Here is a 21253-nt window from a genome sequence, read left to right on the forward strand (position 1 = left end):
AAGATGCCCCCCGCCCGGTCGCGCATCCAAACGCTTTACCGCACGATACACACGCAACAGCGGCCTAATTTGGCACCTTGACACTCGTTCATCTGACAGCAAGGTCGCCTTCAACAGGCTTTTCGCAAGGGCATTTGGAAGGAGTTTATAATGCGTGTCGCAACAAAAAGGGCGGGTGGATTGACCCTGCTCGCAATGCTTACGGTTCCCGTTTCGGGCAGTCTTTATGCACAACAGCAGAGCTATGATCCCATCATAGTGGAGGGCAGTTTGCCCAATCCGAGCACGATGGCCAAGGGGCCTGATATAAAGGGCGTGATTGTTGCCCGTACGGGCGAGAAGCTGAAGGTCAAGACCGAGGACGGCAACAGCACGATTATTGCGATTACCGAAGAAACTAAAGTCAAAACTAGTTCGGGACTGTTCGGAGGGCGCAGCAAATTGGGCAATGACGCATTGCTCAACGGTCTGCCCGTAACCGTCAAAACATTGCAATGGGAAGGCGGGCTCGTCGCTAGTCAGGTTAGCTTCCGTAAAGGCGACTTCAAAACCGCCAATATGATCCGCAACGGCACCGAACAGCAGTTTTCTGAGCAAACCGCCGCGACTGAAGCCTTGCGCGGGCGGATGGGTGATATCGACAAATATAACATCAAGGGCACAACCAACGTCTATTTCGACACTGGCAGGTGGCAGTTGTCTTCGCAGGCCAAATCGGAGCTTTGTTCTGCAGCGTCCGAGGCCGAGGCGACGGACAATGCTCTGATGCTGGTCGTTGGCTACACAGACTCGGTCGGAAGCGAAGACTATAACCAGACGTTGAGTGAAAAGCGTGCCAGCAGCGTGATCAACTATCTGCAGCAAGCGTGTCGCTGGAAACCCTATCGCATGCTGACGCCGACCGGGATGGCTGAATCCGATCCGCTGGCAAGCAATGACACCGAGGAAGGCAAGGCGCAAAACCGCCGTGTTTCGGTGAATATCCTCGTCAGCAAGAGCGTCGACGGGCTATAAAATCTGCAGGGTGGGCTCATGCCCACCCTGAGAGTTACGATTGAACGCAAGTTCAGGCGGGTTTTGCGCCAAATCAATTGGCGCGCCCGTCAAGCGGTGCTAGAGGCGCGGGCGAGTCATATCATATGCACCGCTTTGCAAATCCCGCCCGCTTTCTCGGCATTGCCAGACCGCTGACGCCACTACTGTTGTGGACCGGCCTGCTGCTCGCATTTTGCGCGTGCTGGTGGGGGATCACGCAGGTTCCGGCGGAGCGGTTGCAGGGCGATTCCGTCAAAATCATGTTCGTCCATGTGCCCGCCGCATGGCTCGGCATGGGCGGCTGGACGGGGATTGCAATTGCAAGCATCGTGCAAATTGTGTGGAAGCATCCGCTTGCCGGGGTTTCGGCACGCGCGATTGCGATGCCGGGGGCGGTATTTGCTGCACTCTGCTTAGTTACCGGTTCGATTTGGGGGCGCCCCGCTTGGGGTGCATGGTGGGTGTGGGACGGTCGATTGACCTCGATGCTGATCCTCTTTTTCCTCTATCTGGGTTATATCGCGCTCGCCAATGCCTCGAGCGAAAAGGGCAGCGTCAGTCGCACAGCGGCGGTGTTTGGTATTATCGGTGCGGTCAATATCCCGATCATCAATCGCTCGGTGGTCTGGTGGGAGAGCCAGCATCAAAAGGCCAGCATCACGCTGGGTGGATCGTCTATTGATGCCGCCTATCTCTGGCCACTATTTGCAAGCGCGCTCGGCTTTACTCTGATCTTCGGTGCAGTCGTGCTGATGCGGATGCGAGCGCAGCTCGCCGAAATCCATATCGAGGCGCGGATGCGCCGCATGGCGGAGGATTGATCCGGTGAACCACACGCCTTTCATCATTGCCGCCTTTCTGGTGACCGCACTGGGCACACTGGCACTTGTTGGTCATAGCTGGATCGCGATGCGGAAATCCGAAGCGTTAGCAGACGATCTTAAGAGCCGGAAATGAAGCCCAAGCACCAACGCCTTGTTCTTACGCTGGTCGCGCTGGTTGCGCTGATCGGAGCCGGTCTGCTCGCGGCTTCTGCGTTGCGTGAGGAAGCAAGCTATTTCTATACACCAACCACACTTTCCAAAGCCAAGGTCGAGGAGGGCAAGGCCATCCGGCTGGGCGGGATGGTGCAGCGAGGTTCGATCAAGCGCGATGCGGACGGTGTAACTGTGCGCTTCACTGTGCAGGACCGTGATGCGACGCAGCAGGTGGTCTATCGGGACATCGTTCCAGATCTATTTGTCGAAGGCTCAGGCGTGGTTGCCGACGGCCGACTGGACAAAGACGGCATTTTTGTTGCCGACAAATTGCTCGCCAAACATGACGAAAATTATGTGCCGCGCGAGTTGAAAGACATTGATATGTCGACCGCCGAGAACAGCAAGGACAGCCTCGCCGAATGATCGCAGAGTTCGGCCTTGCAGCGCTTTGGCTTGCGGCGGCGTTTGCGTTGCTGCAAGCCTTTGCGGGAATCGGCCATTGGCGCGGCTTCTCGCCTGCGCTTGCTTCGCTTACCCGGCCGGTGGCGGTGGTGCAGGGAGTGCTGTGCCTGATCGCATTTGGCTGTCTGATATGGCTGTTTGCGGTCACCGATCTGTCGGTGCTGCTCGTCGCCTCAAACAGCCATATCGACAAGCCAATGATCTTCAAGCTGGCAGGCAGCTGGGGCAATCATGAAGGCTCTATGCTGCTGTGGGTGACTGTGTTGTCGCTTGCAGGGGCGGCGATTGCGTTGTTCGAAAAGCGTCTCGACCAGCAGACCTTGGGTGCCGCACTGTTTGCCCAGTCGCTGCTCGGGCTGGGCTTCTTCGCTTTTCTGCTATTCTCGTCCAATCCGTTCGAGCGGCTTGATCCAGCACCGCCAACAGGGGCAGGGCTCAACCCGCTTTTGCAGGATATCGGTCTCGCCTTTCATCCGCCGACGCTCTACATTGGCTATGTCGGGCTTTCGGTGGCGTTCTCCTTTGCGGTGGCCGCCTTGTTGACCGGTAAGGTTGGACCGACCTTCGCCCGCGCCATGCGGCCCTGGGTGCTTCTGGCTTGGATTTTCCTGACGATCGGGATCACCGCTGGCAGCTATTGGGCCTATTATGAGCTCGGCTGGGGCGGCTGGTGGTTTTGGGACCCAGTCGAAAATGCTTCGCTGATGCCCTGGCTTGCGGCAACCGCCTTGTTGCACTCGGTAGCGGTGCTAGCAACACGCGATGCATTACGGGCGTGGACGATCATGCTGGCGTTGGTGGCCTTTGCGATGGCGATGGCCGGGACTTTCCTAGTCCGGTCAGGCATATTAACCAGCGTGCACGCCTTTGCGGTCGATCCTGAACGCGGGGCGTTTATCCTTGGTCTGCTGGCTATCTATGTCGGTGGATCCTTTACCCTGTTCGGGTTACGCATTGGCGTGGTGCGCGAGGGCAAGACTTTTGCCCTGATGAGCCGCGAGGGGGCAATTGTCGGCAACAATATCTTCCTCTCGGTGATCCTCGCTATCGTTCTGGTCGGCACGCTCTGGCCGCTGGCGGCAGAGGCGATGGGGGACAAGATTTCGGTCGGCCCACCTTATTTTAACCGCACCACGGTGCCTATCGCCTTGTTGCTGATGTTATTGCTGATTGTCGGGCCGATGCTGCGCTGGCGCGGTGACCTGCTTTCGCGACACAAGGCTGTTTGGGTGCCGATTGGTATATTCGTGCTTCTGCTCGCCATATTGATGGCGACGCAAGCACGGGCGGGCATCTGGCCGATCCTCTCGCTGTCACTTGCGGCGGCCACCGCTCTGGGTGCAATCCTTCCGCTGATCGGGCGTAGACTGATGCGCATGCCTTTGTCAGTATGGGGCATGGCGCTGGCGCATTTTGGCTTTGCGGTAAGCGTTGCCGGGATGGCGGCAGAGTCTGGGTGGAAGAGCGAGAAGCTTTCGGCGATGCGCGTGGGTGATAGCGTGGTTGTTTCCGGCTGGACGGTCAAACTCGCCGATGTGCGCCCGGTGGTTGGCGACAATTGGGTCGCACTGGAAGGGCAGGTTCAGGTTCGTCGCGGCGACGATGCTTCCGACATGATTCCACAGTCGCGCCTATTTTCGAATCCCAAACAGCAGACCAGCGAAGCCGCCTTGCTTACCCGTTGGGATGGACAGCTTTACGCGGTTATTGCGGCACCTGCAAAAGGTGACACGTCAGACCGCTGGCAGGTTCGCCTCTGGTGGAAGCCGTTTGTGACGCTGATCTGGTTTGGTGGCCTGCTGATTGCATTGGGCGGAGCGCTCGCGCTCATCGGACGGATAGGCTTGTTCCGTCGCAAACGCGCGCGCGGCAATCCCTGGAGCGACGCATGAAAAAGAGCTGGCTGATCTGGGCGCCGCTTGCGCTGTTCGCATTTCTTGGTGGAATTTTCCTCTACGGTCTCATTGAGCCTAAGGACGAATATGTTCGTTCGAAACTGGTCGGGCAGCCATTGCCCGAATTCTCGCTGCCTGCCGCAACTGAAGGCGTAGCAGGCCTTTCGAACAAGGATTTTGCCGACGGAAAGCCGCGCATGCTCAACATCTTTGCCAGTTGGTGCCTGCCGTGTAAGGCCGAGGCACCGTTTCTTGAACAGATCAAAGAGGCGGGGGTCGAGATTCACGCTATCGCTATTAAGGACAAGCCCGAGGATGTTGCGGGCTTTCTGGCCGAACATGGTAACCCCTTTGTTCGCATCGGGGCCGATATGGACATGCTGATCCAGCTCAAGCTGGGCTCGTCCGGCGTGCCGGAAACCTATCTGATCGACGGCAAGGGTCGTATCATCCACCAGCATATCGGCGATATCCGCGCCGAGCATGTTGCGCTTTTGATCGAAAAGCTGAAGGAAGCGGAATGAGGCGGGTGTTGCTGCCCTTGTTGTTGGCGATTTCCGCGGTTCCTGCGGCTGCGCAGGAAGGTGCGCCGCCGCCGCTTGCCAACCAGCAGCTTACCGATCCTGCACAAGAGGCTCGCGCGCTAGAGCTGATGCAGCGGCTGCGCTGCATCCAGTGCCAGGGCCAGTCGATTCATGACAGCGATGCACCAATTGCCGCTGCTATGCGTCATGAGGTGCGCGAACGCATCAAAGCAGGCCAAAGCGAAGCTGAAATCGAAAGCTGGCTCATCGAACGTTATGGCGACTGGATCAGCTTTGCTCCGCCCGCTAGCGGGGGAGGGCTCGTTCTGTGGCTGTTGCCTGTGCTGTTATTAGGCGGCGCGGCACTCGTCGCGCGCGGTCGCTTCATAAAGAGCGTGGCATGAGCGGCTGGGTTGTCATGATAGGGATGGGCCTCGCATCGGCGCTTGTCATACTCGCCTTTGTAAAAGGACGACGGCAATTGTGGCAGCCGGTGCTTGCCACTGTCATCCTCGCCATGGCTGGCTATGCCTGGCAAGGTAGTCCTGCGCTACCTTCGGCCCCGGCCAAGCCGATCGCGGCAGAGCGAGGTGCAGCCGAAGCGCTGATTAAGATGCGCAGCGATATGGATCAGAATTATGGTGTCGCAAAAATGTGGCTGGTGACTGCGGATGGTTTCGCGCGTGACGGCAGCTATGCAGCGGCATCGGGATATATTCAGGCCGGGCTGCGTCAGCATCCAGAGAATGCTGACCTATGGTCGGCGCTTGGCCTTGTGTTGATGCTGGCTTCTGATGGGGAGTTGACGCCGCCAGCAAAACTCGCCTTCGATAAGGCGCGCACATTGGCCCCGAACCTGCCGGCTCCTGATTATTTTGAGGGGCTTGCTGCACTTTTTGATCGCAAGCCCGACCAAACAATTGCCAAATGGAATCAGGTTCTGGGGCGTGCGTCGCCCAAGGCAAAATGGCGTCCAGCGGTTGAGTCGCAGCTTGCCGGGCTTGAATCACTGCTCGCTGGCGCATCGATGTCGTCAGATGAAAAAGAAAAGTAATGAAATTCATATATTTAATTAGATCGAATTTACAACGATAGTGCGTTGTTTGGGCTATGATGGCGTGCTATCGGCGCGCGCTGCGCTCCGATAAGGTGCGAGGAAGCTGAACATCTCGCCTTTGGGGGGCGCATGGCAAATAGCGAAACCGAGATTTCCGAAAACCCGCAGGATCATGCAGGGCACGGCCATAAAAAGGCGTCGCTAATAACTCTATGTATGGGTACGGTTGGCGTCGTCTTTGGCGACATTGGTACCAGCCCGATTTATGCGTTCCGCGAAACTTTTGCCGGCCATCATCCGATCGAGCCCGATCCGATGCACATCATGGGTGTGCTCAGTCTCGTCTTCTGGTCGATGATGCTGGTGGTGACGTTTAAATATGTCTTCACCATCATGAAAGCGGACAACAAGGGGGAGGGCGGAAGCCTCGCCTTGCTCGCGTTGATCAGCCGCAAGACACAGGGTGAAAAGTGGACCGCGCCGATCATCATGCTCGGCGTGTTTGCGACGGCGCTGTTTTACGGTGATTCAATGATTACTCCGGCGATGTCGGTGTTGTCAGCGACTGAGGGTCTCAACTATGTCCATCCCGGCTTCAAGGGCTGGGTGATCCCTATCGCTCTTGCCATCTTGGTCGGCCTGTTTGCAATACAGGCGCGCGGAACGGCAAAGGTCGGTGCGCTCTTCGGGCCGATTATGGTGTTGTATTTCCTGACGCTGTCCGGCCTCGGGCTCATGTATCTGGTCGAAATGCCAGAGATTGTTCTGCATACGCTCAATCCCTGGAACGCGATCAATTTCTTTTATATCGATGGATTCCGGGCCTTTGTGTCGCTCGGCGCGGTCGTGCTCGCGGTAACCGGTGCCGAGGCGCTCTACGCCGATATGGGGCATTTCGGGCGACGGCCGATTAAATTTTCCTGGCTGTGGTTCGTGCTGCCTGCTCTGATGCTCAACTATATGGGGCAGGGGGCGATGATCCTGTCTATGAGCCCGGTTGAGGCGCAGGCGGCGATCAAGGATCCCTTCTTCCTGATGCTGCCCGACGCGCTCAGGCTACCGATTGTTTTCCTTGTCATTCTGGCGACCATCATCGCCAGCCAGGCCGTGATTTCGGGTGCCTTCTCGCTGACCCAGCAGGCAATCCAGCTCGGCTTCATGCCGCGCCTGCGGATATTGCACACCAGCGAGAGCGAGGCAGGGCAAATCTACATCCCGGCGATCAACTGGGGCTTGATGATCATGGTGATCGTCCTCGTGCTCTTCTTCCGCTCGTCGAGCAATCTCGCGGCGGCCTACGGTATTGCGGTGACCGGCGCGATGTTCATCGACACCTGCCTGATCTCGGTGGTGCTGCTTACATTGTGGCAATGGCCGAAGTGGAAGGCGCTGCCGATCCTGGCTGTCTTCTTCATCGTCGACATCGCCTATTTCGGTGCTAACCTGCTCAAGGTGCCGCAGGGCGGCTATTTCCCGCTGCTGATCGGTCTGGTTATATTCACGCTGTTGACCACCTGGTCACGCGGGCGTGCGCTAATGCGTGAACGCATGGCCGAAAGTACGATGCCGATGGAAATTTTCATCAAGTCAGCGAGTGGTAGTGCGCAACGGGTTCCCGGCACAGCAATCTTCATGGCTTCGACCAGCGCGGGCGTTCCGTCGGCGTTGCTGCACAATATCAAACACAACCGCATCCTACACGAACGCGTCATCATCCTGACGGTGGACATCGCGGAAATGCCCTTTGTCGATGAAAGCAAGCGGGCGACCTGCAAGACATTGGGTGAGGGGTTCTACCGAGTCATCCTGCGCTATGGTTTCCTAGAGGAAACCGATGTGCCGGCGGCACTCGCCAAGGTGGATCTGTGTGGTCCGCCATTTGATATGATGCAAACCAGCTTCTTCCTGTCGCGGCAGACCCTGATCGCTTCCAAGGTGCCCGGAATGGCGATCTGGCGCGAGAAAATATTCGCATGGATGTTACGCAACGCCGCAAATGCGATGGAGTTCTTCAAACTGCCGTCGAACCGTGTCGTCGAACTAGGCAGCCAGGTAGAAATCTAGTCCATTTCGGATGGTTATTTGAAAGCAGGTTGCCTCATTCCGAAAACTAAACTAGAACAAATAAGGAACTGGGGAATCTAGAGCTTTGGAAACAAGTCCGCCTTTGCTGCTTTTGTTTGATGTTTCGCAATCTGAAGTGCGCAGCAAATTTGATGCACTTGTTGTTGGTGACCGCAATATGTCGGTTGATCCGCTCGGGCAGGCGGAAAAGTCGAAAACAACAATCCTTTTCGACGGCCTTACTTTTCTGTGCGACTGGAGTGTCAGTCAGCCGAATGTGGCAAGTTCGAAGAAGATCTTCTCGACGATCAGTGACGATATGTTTCGAGGTGCAATGGGGCTCGCACTCCATCCACACATTGATCAAGGTTTAAGGATTCCGGAAATAGCAAAGGCATTTCTGGCGCTGGGCGCTTCTTTCGCCAAGCAACTGGGCGCGATTGGCCTGCTTTGGCGGCCAGCCTCCCTGCAGATCGACCCTGACTATTTTGTTGAAGTAGTCGATTCTTATCTGTCGGGTGGCGTGTTTCCGGTTTTGCCAATCGTCGACTTTGAATTCGAAGATGCTGAGGGTGTTTTGAGGTCGAGTGGTCTGCACCTCTTCTGCGGGCAGGAATTTGAGATCCAGTCAGATCATATGGAACGTCAGGAACTGATCCGCCGGGCAATTCGTCTCGCGCACGACCTAGCGACAAATGGCGCGGTCGAGGAAGAACAGGATGTGCCCGATATTGACGTTGGCAAAATCATTCGTCTGACCCCGAACACCAGCGGGAATTTGCTGAAATGCCAGATTAATTCCAATGTGGAGCAAATTGTAACGCTTGGTTGATTGCTTTCCGCGCCGTCTCCAATAGCTTGGGGCAGCAAAAGGAGGGCAAGCGGGCATGCTATCATTTCGTGAAGTGAAGAAACGCGTCAAAATCCCCGGCTTTCACTGTCACCACATCATACCGCTCGAAATAATCGACAAAGCCGCTTTCCGACCCCTATTTCGCACGATGAGTGAATTGGGGTTCGATTTTGACGATTTCCACCAAAATGGCATGTACCTTCCCTGCACAGAAGCGAATGCTGCAGCGTTTCGGCTTCCACTGCACAGAGGACCGCATCCGGTTTACAATCAGCTTGTTAGTGAGCGCATCGCGGCCTTTGACAGACATGGTCGCAATAGCCAGCTGTTTGAAATACGGCAGCTGCAAGGCGCATTGAAGGCCGCGCTTCGCAAGAATGAGCTTCCGTTGCGCAAGGGCAATCGCAACCCATTCACCTCGAACGCCGATTTCGAATATATGGAAATCGCCGCCTACCGTCTATGGAACCTGCTGCCTTCGCATTGACGCACATTCTGTTGCGCTTTTTTCTGGACGTTTGAAATTTTGTGTGAAAAAGCGCGGGCATCATGAAAGCTCGTTCGCTCTCGCTTCTTCTTCGACTTACGCGCCCTTAGGCGCGTGATAGCCTCCGGCTGCGGCCGGAGCCGCCCTGCCTAAGGGTTATAACGAAAACCAGACCCAGAACATGAGGTGCCAAGGCGCGCCCGAACCATTGAGAAGTAAGATGCTGAACGATCCATCCCGCAAATATCGCGCGTTCCCTCAGGTCGACTTGCCTGATCGCCAATGGCCAAGCCGAACCATCGACAAGGCCCCCCGCTGGCTCTCCACCGACCTTCGTGATGGCAATCAGGCATTGATTGATCCGATGGGCGCCGAGAAGAAAAACCGCTTTTTCGACCTGCTGGTCAAAGTGGGCATCAAGGAAATCGAAGTCGGTTTCCCCTCATCGGGTGCGACCGATTTCGACTTCATCCGCGAACTGGTCGATGGCGATCGTATCCCGGATGATGTGGCGATCCAGAGCCTGACCCAATCACGCCGCGACCTGATTGAAAAGACATTCGAGGCGATGGCGGGCGCGAAGACTGCCATTGTTCATCTGTACAACGCCGTTTCGCCTGCATGGCGGAACATCGTGTTCAATCTCGATAAGGCGGGCGTGAAGGCAATTGCCATCGAGGGTGCAAACATCCTTGCCGAACAGGCCGCGAAATATCCGCAGACCGATTGGCATTTCGAATATTCGCCAGAAACTTTCTCGACCGCCGAACTCGATTTCAGCCTCGAAGTGTGCTCGGCTGTGATGGATATATTGCAGCCGACGCCTGAAAAGCCAATCATCTTCAACCTGCCGGCAACCGTCGAAGCGGCAATGCCCAATATCTATGCCGATCAGATTGAATATTTCGGTCGCAACATTCCCAATCGCGAGGCGGTAGTCATCAGCCTGCATACGCATAACGACCGCGGCACAGGCATTGCAGCGACAGAGCTAGGCTTGCTTGCGGGCGGCGACCGTGTTGAGGGCTGCCTGTTCGGAAATGGTGAGCGCACTGGCAATGTCGATTTGGTTACCGTTGCGCTCAACATGTACACCCAAGGGCTGCACCCGGGTCTCGACTTCTCGGATATCGATGAGGTCATTCAGACGGTAGAATATTGCAACCAGCTGCCCGTCCATCCGCGCCATCCCTACGCTGGCGAACTGGTCTTCACCGCCTTTTCCGGTAGCCATCAGGATGCGATCAAAAAGGGCTTTGCGCATCAGGCAAAGCGCAATGACGAGATTTGGGAAGTGCCCTATTTGCCGATCGATCCTGCCGATTTAGGTCGCAGCTATGAGGCAGTGATCCGCGTCAATTCACAAAGCGGCAAAGGCGGCGTCGCCTGGGTGCTGGAACAGGATTACGGCCTAAAGCTGCCGAAGAAGATGCAGGCCGATTTCTCGCGCACCGTGCAGGAACTATCCGATACGACAGGGCGCGAACTGACCTCTGCCGATATTTGGGGCGCATTCCAGGATCGCTATTTCATTACCAAGTCGGGGCGGTTTGAACTGTTCGACTATGCCGAAAACCATTCCGGAACTGACCGGATTTTCGTTGGCAAACTAAAGGTCGATGGCGAGTTTCGTAGCCTTTCCGGTCGCGGCAATGGCCTGATGTCGAGCGTGATTTCGGCGCTTGCCGATCATGGTGGACCTGAAATGGATATCGTCGATTATAGCGAACATGCAATCGGCCATGGTGCGGGTGCGCAAGCCGCAGCTTATGTCGAATGCCGGAGCGCCGATGGCCGCAGCCTCTTTGGTGCAGGTATCGACACCGATGTCGCTACGGCAACCGTGCGGGCGCTGTTGAGTGCTGCAAACGGCATTTGACAAGGGCAGAGCGTTACGCTCTTTACGGCTTAACCAAGTGATTAAGCCTTAGGAGCCGTTGATGTCTTTGCCCGCCATTTTCAACAAACTGCGTCTGCCGGTTATCGGCTCACCCTTGTTCATCGTATCGGGGCCGGAGCTGGTGATTGCGCAGTGCAAGGCGGGTGTGGTCGGCAGCTTTCCAGCGTTGAATGCGCGTCCAGCGAGCCAGCTCGACGAGTGGCTGCACCAGATTACTGAAGAGCTGGCCGCGCACAACCGCGACAATCCGGATCGTCCGGCGGCCCCTTATGCCGTCAACCAGATCGTCCACCGTTCGAACAACCGGCTTGAGGAGGACATCTCAATCTGCGCTAAATGGCAGGTGCCGGTGACGATTACTTCGCTGGGTGCGCGTGAAGACCTCAATCAGGCTGTGCATGCCTGGGGCGGAATCACATTGCACGATGTGATCGACGATCGCTTTGCGCACAAAGCGATTGAGAAGGGGGCGGATGGCCTCATCCCCGTGGCCGCTGGAGCGGGCGGGCATGCGGGCACGACCTCGCCCTTTGCACTGATGCAGGAAATCCGTGAATGGTTCGATGGGCCGGTGGCGCTCTCGGGTTCGATTGCGCATGGCCAGTCGATCCTTGCAGCACAGGCGATGGGAGCCGATTTCGCTTATATCGGCAGTGCCTTCATCGCGACCAAGGAAGCCAATGCGGTTGAGGGCTATAAGGAAAATATCGTCGAGGCGAAGGCCAGCGACATTGTCTATTCCAGCCTGTTCACCGGTGTTCACGGCAACTATCTGCGCCAATCGATCGTTAAGGCGGGTATGGATCCGGACAATCTACCCGAAGGCGACATCAGCACAATGAACTTCGGTTCGGGTGGCAATACCGAAGCGAAAGCGTGGAAGGATATCTGGGGTTCAGGCCAGGGCATCGGCGCAGTAAAAGAGGTGCAGTCGGTGGCAGACATGGTCGACCGGCTCGAGCGCGAATATCGTGCGGCCAAGGCGCGGCTCGACGGGGCCTATCGCAAGGGCTGGTGATGCTGAATATCGTCGAGTATCGCGACGAACTGGCGGCGCATTTCCACGACATCAACGCGGAGTGGATCAGCACCATGTTTGAAATGGAGGATGTGGATCGCCACGTTCTTCAGCACCCGCGCGCAACCATTATCGACAAGGGCGGTGATATCCTGTTCGTCGAAGTAGAGGGCAGGGGAATTGTCGGTGCAGGTGCGCTCAAATGGTCCGAACCCGGCCAGCTTGAATTGACCAAGATGGGCGTCCGGCCTGAACTGCGCGGATTGAAGGCAGGCGAGTTTCTGCTCAATGCATTGATCGACCGCGCAAGGATCATGCAGCCAGAACGCTTGTATCTGCTCACCAACAAGAGATGCGAAGCTGCTATACACCTCTATGCGAAATGCGGCTTTGAGCATGATGCCGAATTGCTGGCAGAAGCGCAGCATCATTATGCACGATGCGATGTAGCAATGTCCTATCGACGTCAAAGTTGACAAAGCTGACACTAACGTCGCCCCTGATATTTTAGCCATCGTTACGATCAGGGTGACAAATGCTTGACGGACTTGACGCCAAAATTGGCACAAATGAAATGCACGGCTACACAAAATATCCAACACGGCTTCGCAAGGCCGGGATTCGAATTTCAGGAAAAAGATGGGCCAACAACGTCAAAGAGCGGGCCTCTCCGCACGTGCAAAGAGGACAGCAAAGCTGGATGAATGAATCCTACATTTCAAGTAGATATTTGGATGGCAGTCGGGATTTGATCCGGACTTCGATACTATCCTGACCGGGGTTCATTCCTTTTCGAAGGCCGCGCTGATCCGCAATTTCACATCGTCGCCCACCAACGGGACATATTTGGTTATCCCCCACTCGCTACGTTTGATGGTGGTGGCAGCATGGAAACCAATGGTCGCCTTCTTGCTCATTGGGTTGCTTCCTGCGCCTTCAAAACGGGCTTCGAGTTCGACCGGCTTGGTTACGCCCAGCATCGTCAGGTCGCCCTTGATGGCAGCCTTTTGCCCGTCGACGACCACGCTTGTCGAAACAAAGCGGGCGCTCTCAAATTTTGCGACGTCGAAGAAGTCGGCGGTCTTTAGGTGATCGGTGAGGCCTTGACTTGAAGTTGCCACCGAGGCGATCGGGATGGTCACATCTACCTTTGCAGCCGCTGGATTGGCAGGGTCGATCTGCAGCGTGCCTTTGATGTCGCCAAACAAACCGAAATAGTCGTTGAAACCGAAATGATTGACCTGCCAATTCACCTGTGTGTGTCGACCATCGACAACATAGGTTCCGGCAGCGACGCGTGCAGCATCAGCAACCCCGGGAAGCTGCGGAGCGGCATCCTGCTGCGCCAACAGCGGTGCGGCGATAATGAGGGACAGGGCGATCAGGAATTTGCGCATTTTAGGCTCCAGAAAAAAGGGGATGAGGCATTTGCTGCCCCATCCCCCAAAAATGTCAATTGCTAAGCGGCAAAGCGCTTAGTTCTTGGCTTTGTCCACCAGCTTGTTCTTGGCGATCCACGGCATCATCGCACGCAGGCGGGCGCCGGTTTCTTCGATGGGATGCGCGGCAGCGGCCTTGCGCGCGGCCTTTAGTTCGGGCTGGCCAGCGCGGTTGTCGAGCACGAAATTCTTCACGAACCGACCCGACTGGATGTCTTCCAGAACGCGCTTCATTTCCCACTTGGTCTCTTCGGTAATAATACGCGGACCCGTGGTGATGTCGCCATATTCTGCGGTATTCGAGATCGAATAGCGCATATTGGCGATGCCGCCTTCATAGAGCAGATCGACGATAAGCTTGGTTTCGTGCAGGCATTCGAAATAGGCCATTTCGGGAGCATAACCTGCTTCGACCAGCGTTTCGAAACCGGCCTGGATCAGGTGGGTGATGCCACCACACAGCACCGCCTGCTCACCGAACAGGTCGGTTTCGCATTCTTCGCGGAAATTGGTTTCGATAATGCCAGAACGACCGCCGCCGACGGCGCTTGCATAGGCGAGCGCCACGTCATGCGCATTGCCCGAAACATCCTTGTCGACTGCGATCAGGCAGGGGACGCCGCCGCCCTTCTGGTATTCGCTGCGCACGGTGTGACCCGGGCCCTTGGGCGCGATCATGATGACGTCGAGGTCGGCACGCGGTTCAATGAGACCGAAATGGATGTTCAGGCCATGTGCGAAGGCGAGGGCAGCGCCCTTTTTCATATTCGCATGCAGGTCGTCAGCGTAAATGGCTGCCTGATGCTCGTCGGGCGCGAGGATCATCACGACATCGGCCCAAGCAGCCGCTTCGGCATTGGAAAGTACCTTGAAACCGGCGCCTTCAGCTTTGGCGGCAGTTGCCGAACCTGGGCGGAGCGCAATGGCGACATCCTTCACGCCGCTGTCACGCAGATTCTGCGCATGGGCATGACCCTGGCTGCCATAGCCAACGATGGCGACTTTCTTGTCCTTGATTAGTCCAAGGTCGCAATCTGCGTCGTAATAAACCTTCATGATATTCGCTTTCCTCTTTCGGAGTGTGTGGCCAGTGGCCTGATTTAACTTGCTTCGCTTCCGCGCATGAGCCCGACAATTCCTGTACGACCAACCTCGACCAGCCCGACTTCGCGCATCAGCGCGACAAAGGTATCGATCTTGTCCGGTCCGCCGGTGATTTCAAAAATGAAGCTGCCCACGGTCGCGTCGATGACGCGGGCCCGGTAGATGTCAGCAAGCCGCATCGCTTCGACCCGCTTGTCGCCAGCGCCTGCAACCTTGACCAGCGCCAGCTCGCGCTCGACATGCGGGCCTGCGTCGGTGAGGTCGGTGACCTTATGAACTGGAACCAACCGTTCGCACTGCGCGATGATCTGATCAATCACCTCGGGCGGGCCCTTGGTGACGATGGTGATGCGGCTGATCGCATGGTCTTCCGAAATATCGGCCACGGTAAGGCTGTCGATATTATAGCCGCGCGCGGTGAACATGCCTGCGATACGCGCCAGTGTACCCGCTTCGTTGTCGACGGTGAGCGTTAGAACATGCCGCTCAGCAGTTTCTTCCTTGATATGCATTATACGAGCGCCTTCGCTTCGTCGTCCATCGTGCCTGAAACCTCGTCCGAGTGCAGGATCATTTCGGTGTGCGCCGCGCCGCTGGGGATCATCGGGAAACAGTTCGCTTCCTTCGATACGCGGCAGTCAAACATCACCGGCCCGTCATAGGCCAGCATTTCGGCGATGGCATCGTCAAGCTTAGAAGGATCGTCGCAGCGTATGCCTTTCCAGCCATAGGCCTCGGCGAGCGCGACAAAATCGGGCAGGCTGTCTGAATAGCTGTTCGAATAGCGGCTTTCATAGGTGAGCTGCTGCCACTGGCGCACCATGCCCATCCATTCATTGTTCAAAATGAACACCTTGACCGGCAGGCGGTATTGCGAGGCCGTGCCCATTTCCTGGATATTCATCTGGATAGAGGCTTCGCCGGCAATGTCGATCACCAGCGCGTCGGGATTGCCCATCTGCGCGCCGATAGCGGCTGGCAGGCCATAACCCATGGTTCCAAGGCCGCCGCTGGTCAGCCATTTGTTCGGCGATTCGAAATGGAAATGCTGTGCCGCCCACATCTGGTGCTGGCCAACCTCGGTAGTGATGACCGGAGCCTTGTCTTTCGTCAGCTGATACAGCCGCTCGATTGCATATTGCGGCATGATTTCGGACTGGCTCGCCGGATAGTTGAGCGAGCCCACTGAACGCCAGCCCTTGATGCGCGCCCACCATTCGTCCAGTTGCTGCGCCTGCAGTTTGCGGCTGTTCCAGATGGTGATCATCTGGCGGATCGCCTTGCCGACATCGGCAACAATCGGCAAATCAACGCGCACCGTTTTGTTGATCGAGCTGCGGTCGATGTCGATATGTACCTTGATGCTGTTCGGCGAAAAGGCATCGAGACGACCGGTAACGCGGTCGTCAAAGCGGGCGCCGAGGCAGAGCATCACATCGCACTGGTTCATCGCCATATTGGCTTCGTAGGTGCCGTGCATGCCGAGCATACCAAGCCAAGCCGGGTCGGAAGCGGGGAAAGAGCCAAGGCCCATCAAGGTTGAGGTGACGGGTGCGCCAGACAGAGCCGCCAATTCGCGCAACGCCGCACTCGCATCAGGGCCCGAATTGACGATACCGCCACCGGTGTAGAGGATCGGCGCCTTGGCTTTGGCGAGCAGTTCGACTGCCTGCGTGATCGCGGCGAAATCTGCGTCGCCTGCTGGAACATAGCGTTTGGCGGCATTATTGCCGTGGTGATCAAATTCGGCTGTGGCGACCTGCACATTTTTGGGGATGTCGATCACGACTGGGCCGGGGCGGCCTTGTGTGGCGATATGGAAGGCTTCGGCAACGACGGCACCCAGTTCCGCTGGGTCTTTGACCAGATAATTATGTTTGGTGCAGTGGCGGGTGATGCCGATGGTGTCGGCTTCCTGAAACGCGTCCGATCCGATCAAATTGGTGGCAACTTGCCCGGTGATGCACACCATCGGGATTGAATCCATGAAAGCGTCGGCAATTCCGGTGACAGCATTGGTTGCACCGGGGCCGGAGGTGACGAGGACTACGCCGGGTTTGCCGGTCGAGCGGGCATAGCCCTCTGCCGCATGGGCGGCGCCAGCCTCATGACGGACGAGGACGTGGCGAATCTTGGGATGCTGGAAAAGCGCGTCGTAAATCGGCAGCACAGCGCCGCCGGGATAGCCGAAAACGGTGTCCACACCCTGCGCGATCAGGGCTTCGATCAATATATCTGCGCCGGATTTTTCGGCCAATTTCCTATTCCTCATTCAGAGAGACCTGACCTATGTTGCGACGCAGCAAGGTTGGCAAGAGCGGGCTCGTTACGGATTAGAAAATGGCATGTCAACAGTTAAAAATGAAATAATCTTTCAATTTTGCTGAATTCAGAGTCACTATAAACCTCAGCATAGCGAGGCCAGCTGTCAGGTGACTGGTTTCGGAACCAAGTATATTGCCGCTTGGCATATTGGCGGGTGGCGGCCTGCCCCCGAGCGAGGGCTTCGTCGCGATCGATCGCTCCGCGCAGCATCGCTGCGATTTCGGGGACACCAATCGCGCGCATCACTGGCGCTTCAGCGGGCAGGCCGAGCGCCAGCAGCGCCTTTACCTCGTCAACCGCGCCACGTTCCAGCATCTGTTCGAAGCGCAAGTCGCACCGTGCATGCAGCCAGTCGCGCGGCGGCAAGAGGAGGAGGGGGCGCAGCTCAACCGCATCGCCGATCCCGCCCTCGCGCAGCTTGCGCCATTCGACGATGCTCTTGCCTGTCGAACGCATCACTTCGAGCGCGCGTTTGATCCGGCTGTCGTCATTGGGGGAGAGTGCAGCGGCGCTGGTGGCGTCGGTGTCAGCCAGCGCGCGATAAGCCTCGGCTGTGGGCAGGGCACGCACGGCATTGCGTATTTCGGGATCAATCTCCGGTATCGGCGCAATGCCGTCGAGCAGCGTTCGCAGATACATGCCCGTCCCGCCAACCAGCAGCGGCAAACGATCCTCACCCCACGCCACCTCGATCTCGCGCTTCGCATCCTGTGCCCAGCGCGCTGCCGAGCAAGCCTCGCGTCCGTCGAGATAGCCGAACAGCCGGTGCCGCGCACTCGCCATTTCGTCGGCGCTCGGTTGCGCGCTCAGGATCGGCAAGGCGCCATAAACTTGCGCGCTGTCGGCATTGATAATCGTCACTGGCCGCGATTGGGCAAGCCGCAGCGCCAATGCGGTCTTGCCGCTGGCGGTGGGACCGGCAATAAGCGCCACACTTTTGCCCTTGGGCCTTTTTTGCGGATTCGTCATGTCGTCAGCTTCTTCCACAAATATTGCCACACTGATAGCGGCAGATCATCTGGATAGCGGAATGCTATCCGAGGTGGCGGATCGCTTGCGCGACGCCGGGCTGGAACCGGGCGAGCATGATTGGTTGGAGCAGGGCAAAGCCGGAGACCTTGCATTCAAAGGAGCGATTGAAGCCGCGCGCGATGCCCTGCGAGGCGTCGAAAACACTATGGACATTTGCGTCCAGCCCTCAACCAACCGCCGCAAAATGCTGCTCGTGTCGGATATGGACAGCACGATCATCACTATCGAATGTATCGACGAACTGGCCGACTATGCAGGGATAAAAGCGGAAATTGCGGAAATCACCGAACGTGCGATGCAGGGCGAACTGGATTTCGAAGGCGCATTGCGTGGGCGTGTTGCGCTTCTGAAAGGGCTGCACCGCGATACCATTCAACAATGTATCGACGAACGGGTCCGTTTGACGCCCGGCGCAGACATATTGCTGCAGACGATGCGCGGCTGGGGTGCGCACGGCTTGCTGGTTTCGGGTGGCTTCACCGACTTTGTGGCCGCCGTAGTCGATATGGCAGGGTTTGACAGCATGGCGGCGAACCGGCTGGGGATATCGGGCGACTATCTCGACGGCACAGTCGATGGCGATATTGTCGACGCCCGCGAAAAGGCACGGCAACTGCACAACGCGCGGCAGCAATTGGGCATAGCGCCCGAACTCGTTCTATCTGCTGGAGATGGTGCCAATGATATTTTAATGGTGGAGGCAGCGATTGAAGGTGGCGGCATAGGCGCCGCCTTTCATGCCAAGCCTGCGCTTGCCGAAAAGGCCAATTTCGCGATCCGCCACAATGATCTGACGGCTTTGCTATTTGCGCAGGGTGTGCGCCGAAGCGATTGGAATATCGGTTGAACTAGGAGCGCCACGCGCATAGGCTCGTGTCCATGAACAGCAAGCTCCTCATCCTTCTCGCCATCGCCCCGCTCGCCGCCTGCAAGTCGCTTGAAAAGCCGAATTCAAAAGCTGACGCGCGCGCCAACCTTGCGGCCGCCTCGCTGCAATATACCGATGGATCAGGGACCGCGAAATTCCTTCAGGAAAAGGGCGGCGTTCGTGGGAAGCTATGGCTGCAGGTGCCCGGGAAGGGCCGCTATGCAATGCATGTGCATGCGGTTGGCAAATGCGACGGCCCTGACTTTGCGAGCGCAGGCCCGCACTGGAACCCCGAAACCAAAAAGCATGGCCTGCACAATCCGGCAGGGCCGCACAAAGGCGATTTGCCCAATATTGACGCCTATTCAGACATCAATGTGGTTGTCGACTTCTTCCTGCCGGATGTGCGACTAAAAGGTGAGGGGGGAATGCTCGATGCCGATGGTGCGGCGCTGGTGATCCACGAACGTGCCGACGACAATGTCACTGACCCTAGCGGAAATAGCGGAAAGCGGATCGTTTGCGGCGTGATAAACGCCGAATAAGCGCTAGCTTAGTTTGTCGGCGTACAGCAGCGAGCCCGGCGCGAGGCGCGAAAGAACCTGGCCAATATCTTCGAACGAAAAAGCGAAGCAGCCTTGGCTGCGGCCAATCTTGCCCTGTGTCGTAACCATTGACTGGCTGACATAGCGAGCAGGGTGGATCACGATGGCGCGGTTTTCGGCCTGATCATTTTCCGGATCGAGGCCGATCAGGCGACGTGATGCGCCATATTTGCCGTAATAGGTTTCGCCGATCAAATAGGCGCCCGCCGAGGTCGCTTCCGATCCCGGGATATTCGAAAATTGCTGCAACTTGCCGCTATGGCCGCGGTCTGATCCGATACCGTGCGAAACGAGCAAGGTCGTGTTGCTGCCGTCGATCATGTTGAACAGGTGAAAGCGCGGCAAGCCGGAAGGTTGCGAGAAGTCCGCTATGGCCAGAAGTTCGCGGCTGAACACCTTGTCGCCATGTTTGGCAAGGGCAGCGCCAGCGCGGGCAAGCAAACGGGGGTCGAGTTCGACGGGGTTGGTCGACTGGGCAGCTGCACCGGCAAGCGGATAGGAGGCACAAGCGACTCCAGCGCCTGCGAATGCAGCAGTTTGCAGAAATTGACGACGACCCAGCACTTCCATTCCTTTGAAGCTAAGCCACATGGCTTAACAATAGAAGGAGATCAGGTGCATTTTAACGCAAATTTGCGGCATTTCGCCTTGCAACACGGATGAAAGGAAATTTACCATTTCCGTCCATTGGTCGCAAAAGCCGATGCAACAGGCCTGATATCAATTGATTTTGGGGCCAATTTTCCGCATATCTCTACTACTTTCGTAATAATGTGATGCAACAGGGATAAGTGATGTTTGTGGTGACCACGCGTGGAGTGGCCTGGGGCGCTCTAGGATTGCTGCTGGCTGGCCCGGTTGCGGCACAAACTCCTTCGGCGACCGTACCCGCCGTCCAACAGGTTCCGGTAACCGAAACAGCCCCGGCACAGCCCGAAACCGTTGCTCCGCCGACAATCGTTCCCACACCTGCTCCCGTGGTGGAGCCGGTTCCCCCGGTTGTACCTACACCCGAACCAAAGCCGACACCTAAACCCGTCAAAAAGGGCCCGCCCGACAGCCTGAAACCGGGCCAGTTCGTGTGGGAAAATCGCGAAGCCTATGTCAATCCGCTGCGCATGGTGATCGTGCTCGATATCCAACGCATGTATGTGTTCGATGGCGACAGTCTGGTCGGTTTCACGACGGTTTCGACCGGAAAGAAGGGCAAGGAAACGCCGACGGGATATTTCAAAATCCTGCAGAAAAAAATCTATCACGAATCAAACATTTATGCCAACGCGCCGATGCCCTTCATGCAGCGGCTGACATGGGATGGTATTGCGCTCCACGCGGGTCACAACCCCGGCTATCCGGCTTCGCACGGTTGCATCCGTTTGCCCAAAACCTTTGCCAAGTCTCTATTTGATGTGACGGCGATGGACGGCGAAGTCGTCATTCTCGAAAGCCTAAGCAAGCCGAGGCCCAAACCGCAACCTGCGCCCGTCGCGCCGGTCGATCCGGTGCCAGCGGTGCCAGAACAGCCGATTCAGACATCGCCACTGACGACGAACTGACCCTGCGGCAATTTCTTGCTTTCCGTAAGGGCAAGAGCAGTTGACGTTT

Annotated in this window: 23 protein-coding genes; 17 read left to right on the top strand and 6 right to left on the bottom strand. The window is 57.0% G+C overall.

Features of this window, described 5'->3' with window-relative positions; translation table 11 throughout:
- Positions 1-150 precede the first annotated feature (150 nt).
- The 14 genes from ABL922_RS04000 to ABL922_RS04065 all read left to right on the top strand — a co-directional run bounded on the left by ABL922_RS04000 (position 151) and on the right by ABL922_RS04065 (position 12751).
- Positions 151-1014 carry an OmpA family protein gene (locus tag ABL922_RS04000; RefSeq protein ID WP_349022914.1) on the top strand — a complete coding sequence of 288 codons (864 nt, stop codon included), beginning with the start codon at positions 151-153 and terminating at the stop codon, positions 1012-1014.
- 125 nt (positions 1015-1139) lie between these two features.
- Positions 1140-1856, top strand: a complete 717-nt coding sequence (ccmC, locus tag ABL922_RS04005) for a heme ABC transporter permease CcmC (protein ID WP_349022915.1) — start codon at positions 1140-1142, stop codon at positions 1854-1856.
- 4 nt (positions 1857-1860) lie between these two features.
- Positions 1861-1992 (top strand): hypothetical protein, encoded by a 132-nt coding sequence (locus ABL922_RS04010; protein ID WP_349022916.1) that lies wholly within the window; start codon positions 1861-1863, stop codon positions 1990-1992.
- A complete protein-coding gene (gene ccmE / locus ABL922_RS04015; RefSeq protein WP_349022917.1) occupies positions 1989-2438 on the top strand; it encodes a cytochrome c maturation protein CcmE in 450 nt (149 codons plus the stop codon). The genes ABL922_RS04010 and ccmE overlap by 4 nt, the downstream gene beginning before the upstream one ends.
- Positions 2435-4369: a heme lyase CcmF/NrfE family subunit gene (locus tag ABL922_RS04020; RefSeq protein ID WP_349022918.1), complete on the top strand. Its 1935-nt coding sequence runs from the start codon at positions 2435-2437 to the stop codon at positions 4367-4369. Before ccmE ends, ABL922_RS04020 begins: the two co-directional genes overlap by 4 nt.
- On the top strand, positions 4366-4896 hold the full coding sequence (locus ABL922_RS04025; protein WP_349022919.1) for a redoxin family protein: 531 nt from the start codon (positions 4366-4368) through the stop codon (positions 4894-4896). Before ABL922_RS04020 ends, ABL922_RS04025 begins: the two co-directional genes overlap by 4 nt.
- Positions 4893-5300, top strand: coding sequence for a cytochrome c-type biogenesis protein (locus tag ABL922_RS04030; protein ID WP_349022920.1), 408 nt, complete (start codon positions 4893-4895; stop codon positions 5298-5300). Before ABL922_RS04025 ends, ABL922_RS04030 begins: the two co-directional genes overlap by 4 nt.
- Complete coding sequence (locus ABL922_RS04035; RefSeq protein ID WP_349022921.1) at positions 5297-5950, top strand: cytochrome C biosynthesis protein; 654 nt, start codon at positions 5297-5299, stop codon at positions 5948-5950. The genes ABL922_RS04030 and ABL922_RS04035 overlap by 4 nt, the downstream gene beginning before the upstream one ends.
- Positions 5951-6082: 132 nt before the next feature.
- Positions 6083-8017, top strand: coding sequence for a potassium transporter Kup (locus ABL922_RS04040; RefSeq protein WP_349022922.1), 1935 nt, complete (start codon positions 6083-6085; stop codon positions 8015-8017).
- Positions 8018-8102: 85 nt separating this feature from the next.
- Entirely contained in the window at positions 8103-8849 is a 747-nt protein-coding gene (locus tag ABL922_RS04045; RefSeq protein ID WP_349022923.1) for a hypothetical protein, read from the top strand.
- Positions 8850-8904: 55 nt separating this feature from the next.
- A complete protein-coding gene (locus tag ABL922_RS04050; RefSeq protein ID WP_349022924.1) occupies positions 8905-9357 on the top strand; it encodes an AHH domain-containing protein in 453 nt (150 codons plus the stop codon).
- Positions 9358-9577: 220 nt separating this feature from the next.
- Positions 9578-11236 carry a 2-isopropylmalate synthase gene (leuA, locus tag ABL922_RS04055; RefSeq protein WP_349022925.1) on the top strand — a complete coding sequence of 553 codons (1659 nt, stop codon included), beginning with the start codon at positions 9578-9580 and terminating at the stop codon, positions 11234-11236.
- A 61-nt stretch (positions 11237-11297) separates the two neighbouring features.
- Positions 11298-12275 (top strand): nitronate monooxygenase family protein, encoded by a 978-nt coding sequence (locus tag ABL922_RS04060; RefSeq protein ID WP_349022926.1) that lies wholly within the window; start codon positions 11298-11300, stop codon positions 12273-12275.
- Positions 12275-12751, top strand: coding sequence for a GNAT family N-acetyltransferase (locus ABL922_RS04065; RefSeq protein ID WP_349022927.1), 477 nt, complete (start codon positions 12275-12277; stop codon positions 12749-12751). The genes ABL922_RS04060 and ABL922_RS04065 overlap by 1 nt, the downstream gene beginning before the upstream one ends.
- Positions 12752-13057: 306 nt before the next feature.
- On the opposite strand, the gene ABL922_RS04070 is transcribed toward ABL922_RS04065, so the two are convergent.
- The 5 genes from ABL922_RS04070 to miaA form a co-directional block, all read right to left on the bottom strand.
- Complete coding sequence (locus tag ABL922_RS04070) at positions 13058-13672, bottom strand: YceI family protein (RefSeq protein ID WP_349022928.1); 615 nt, start codon at positions 13670-13672, stop codon at positions 13058-13060.
- Positions 13673-13750: 78 nt separating this feature from the next.
- Entirely contained in the window at positions 13751-14770 is a 1020-nt protein-coding gene (ilvC, locus tag ABL922_RS04075) for a ketol-acid reductoisomerase (protein WP_349022929.1), read from the bottom strand.
- Between the two features lie 44 nt (positions 14771-14814).
- Entirely contained in the window at positions 14815-15330 is a 516-nt protein-coding gene (gene ilvN, locus ABL922_RS04080) for an acetolactate synthase small subunit (RefSeq protein WP_349022930.1), read from the bottom strand.
- Entirely contained in the window at positions 15330-17075 is a 1746-nt protein-coding gene (locus ABL922_RS04085) for an acetolactate synthase 3 large subunit (protein WP_349022931.1), read from the bottom strand. Before ABL922_RS04085 ends, ilvN begins: the two co-directional genes overlap by 1 nt.
- A gap of 98 nt (positions 17076-17173) precedes the next feature.
- On the bottom strand, positions 17174-18112 hold the full coding sequence (gene miaA, locus ABL922_RS04090) for a tRNA (adenosine(37)-N6)-dimethylallyltransferase MiaA (RefSeq protein ID WP_349022932.1): 939 nt from the start codon (positions 18110-18112) through the stop codon (positions 17174-17176).
- Between miaA and serB the strand changes: the two genes are divergently transcribed.
- Entirely contained in the window at positions 18111-19022 is a 912-nt protein-coding gene (gene serB, locus ABL922_RS04095) for a phosphoserine phosphatase SerB (RefSeq protein WP_349022933.1), read from the top strand. The two genes, miaA and serB, sit on opposite strands and share 2 nt — an antisense overlap.
- A gap of 32 nt (positions 19023-19054) precedes the next feature.
- On the top strand, positions 19055-19588 hold the full coding sequence (locus tag ABL922_RS04100; protein WP_349022934.1) for a superoxide dismutase family protein: 534 nt from the start codon (positions 19055-19057) through the stop codon (positions 19586-19588).
- A gap of 3 nt (positions 19589-19591) precedes the next feature.
- Here the strand turns inward: ABL922_RS04100 and ABL922_RS04105 are convergent, their stop codons facing one another.
- Positions 19592-20212 carry a murein L,D-transpeptidase catalytic domain-containing protein gene (locus tag ABL922_RS04105; protein ID WP_349022935.1) on the bottom strand — a complete coding sequence of 207 codons (621 nt, stop codon included), beginning with the start codon at positions 20210-20212 and terminating at the stop codon, positions 19592-19594.
- A gap of 230 nt (positions 20213-20442) precedes the next feature.
- On the opposite strand from ABL922_RS04105, the gene ABL922_RS04110 reads away from it, so the two are divergent.
- Entirely contained in the window at positions 20443-21204 is a 762-nt protein-coding gene (locus ABL922_RS04110) for a L,D-transpeptidase family protein (protein ID WP_349022936.1), read from the top strand.
- Positions 21205-21253 lie beyond the last annotated feature (49 nt).

It is taken from the genome of Sphingorhabdus sp., from assembly GCF_040079335.1.
Classification (GTDB): domain Bacteria; phylum Pseudomonadota; class Alphaproteobacteria; order Sphingomonadales; family Sphingomonadaceae; genus Sphingorhabdus_B.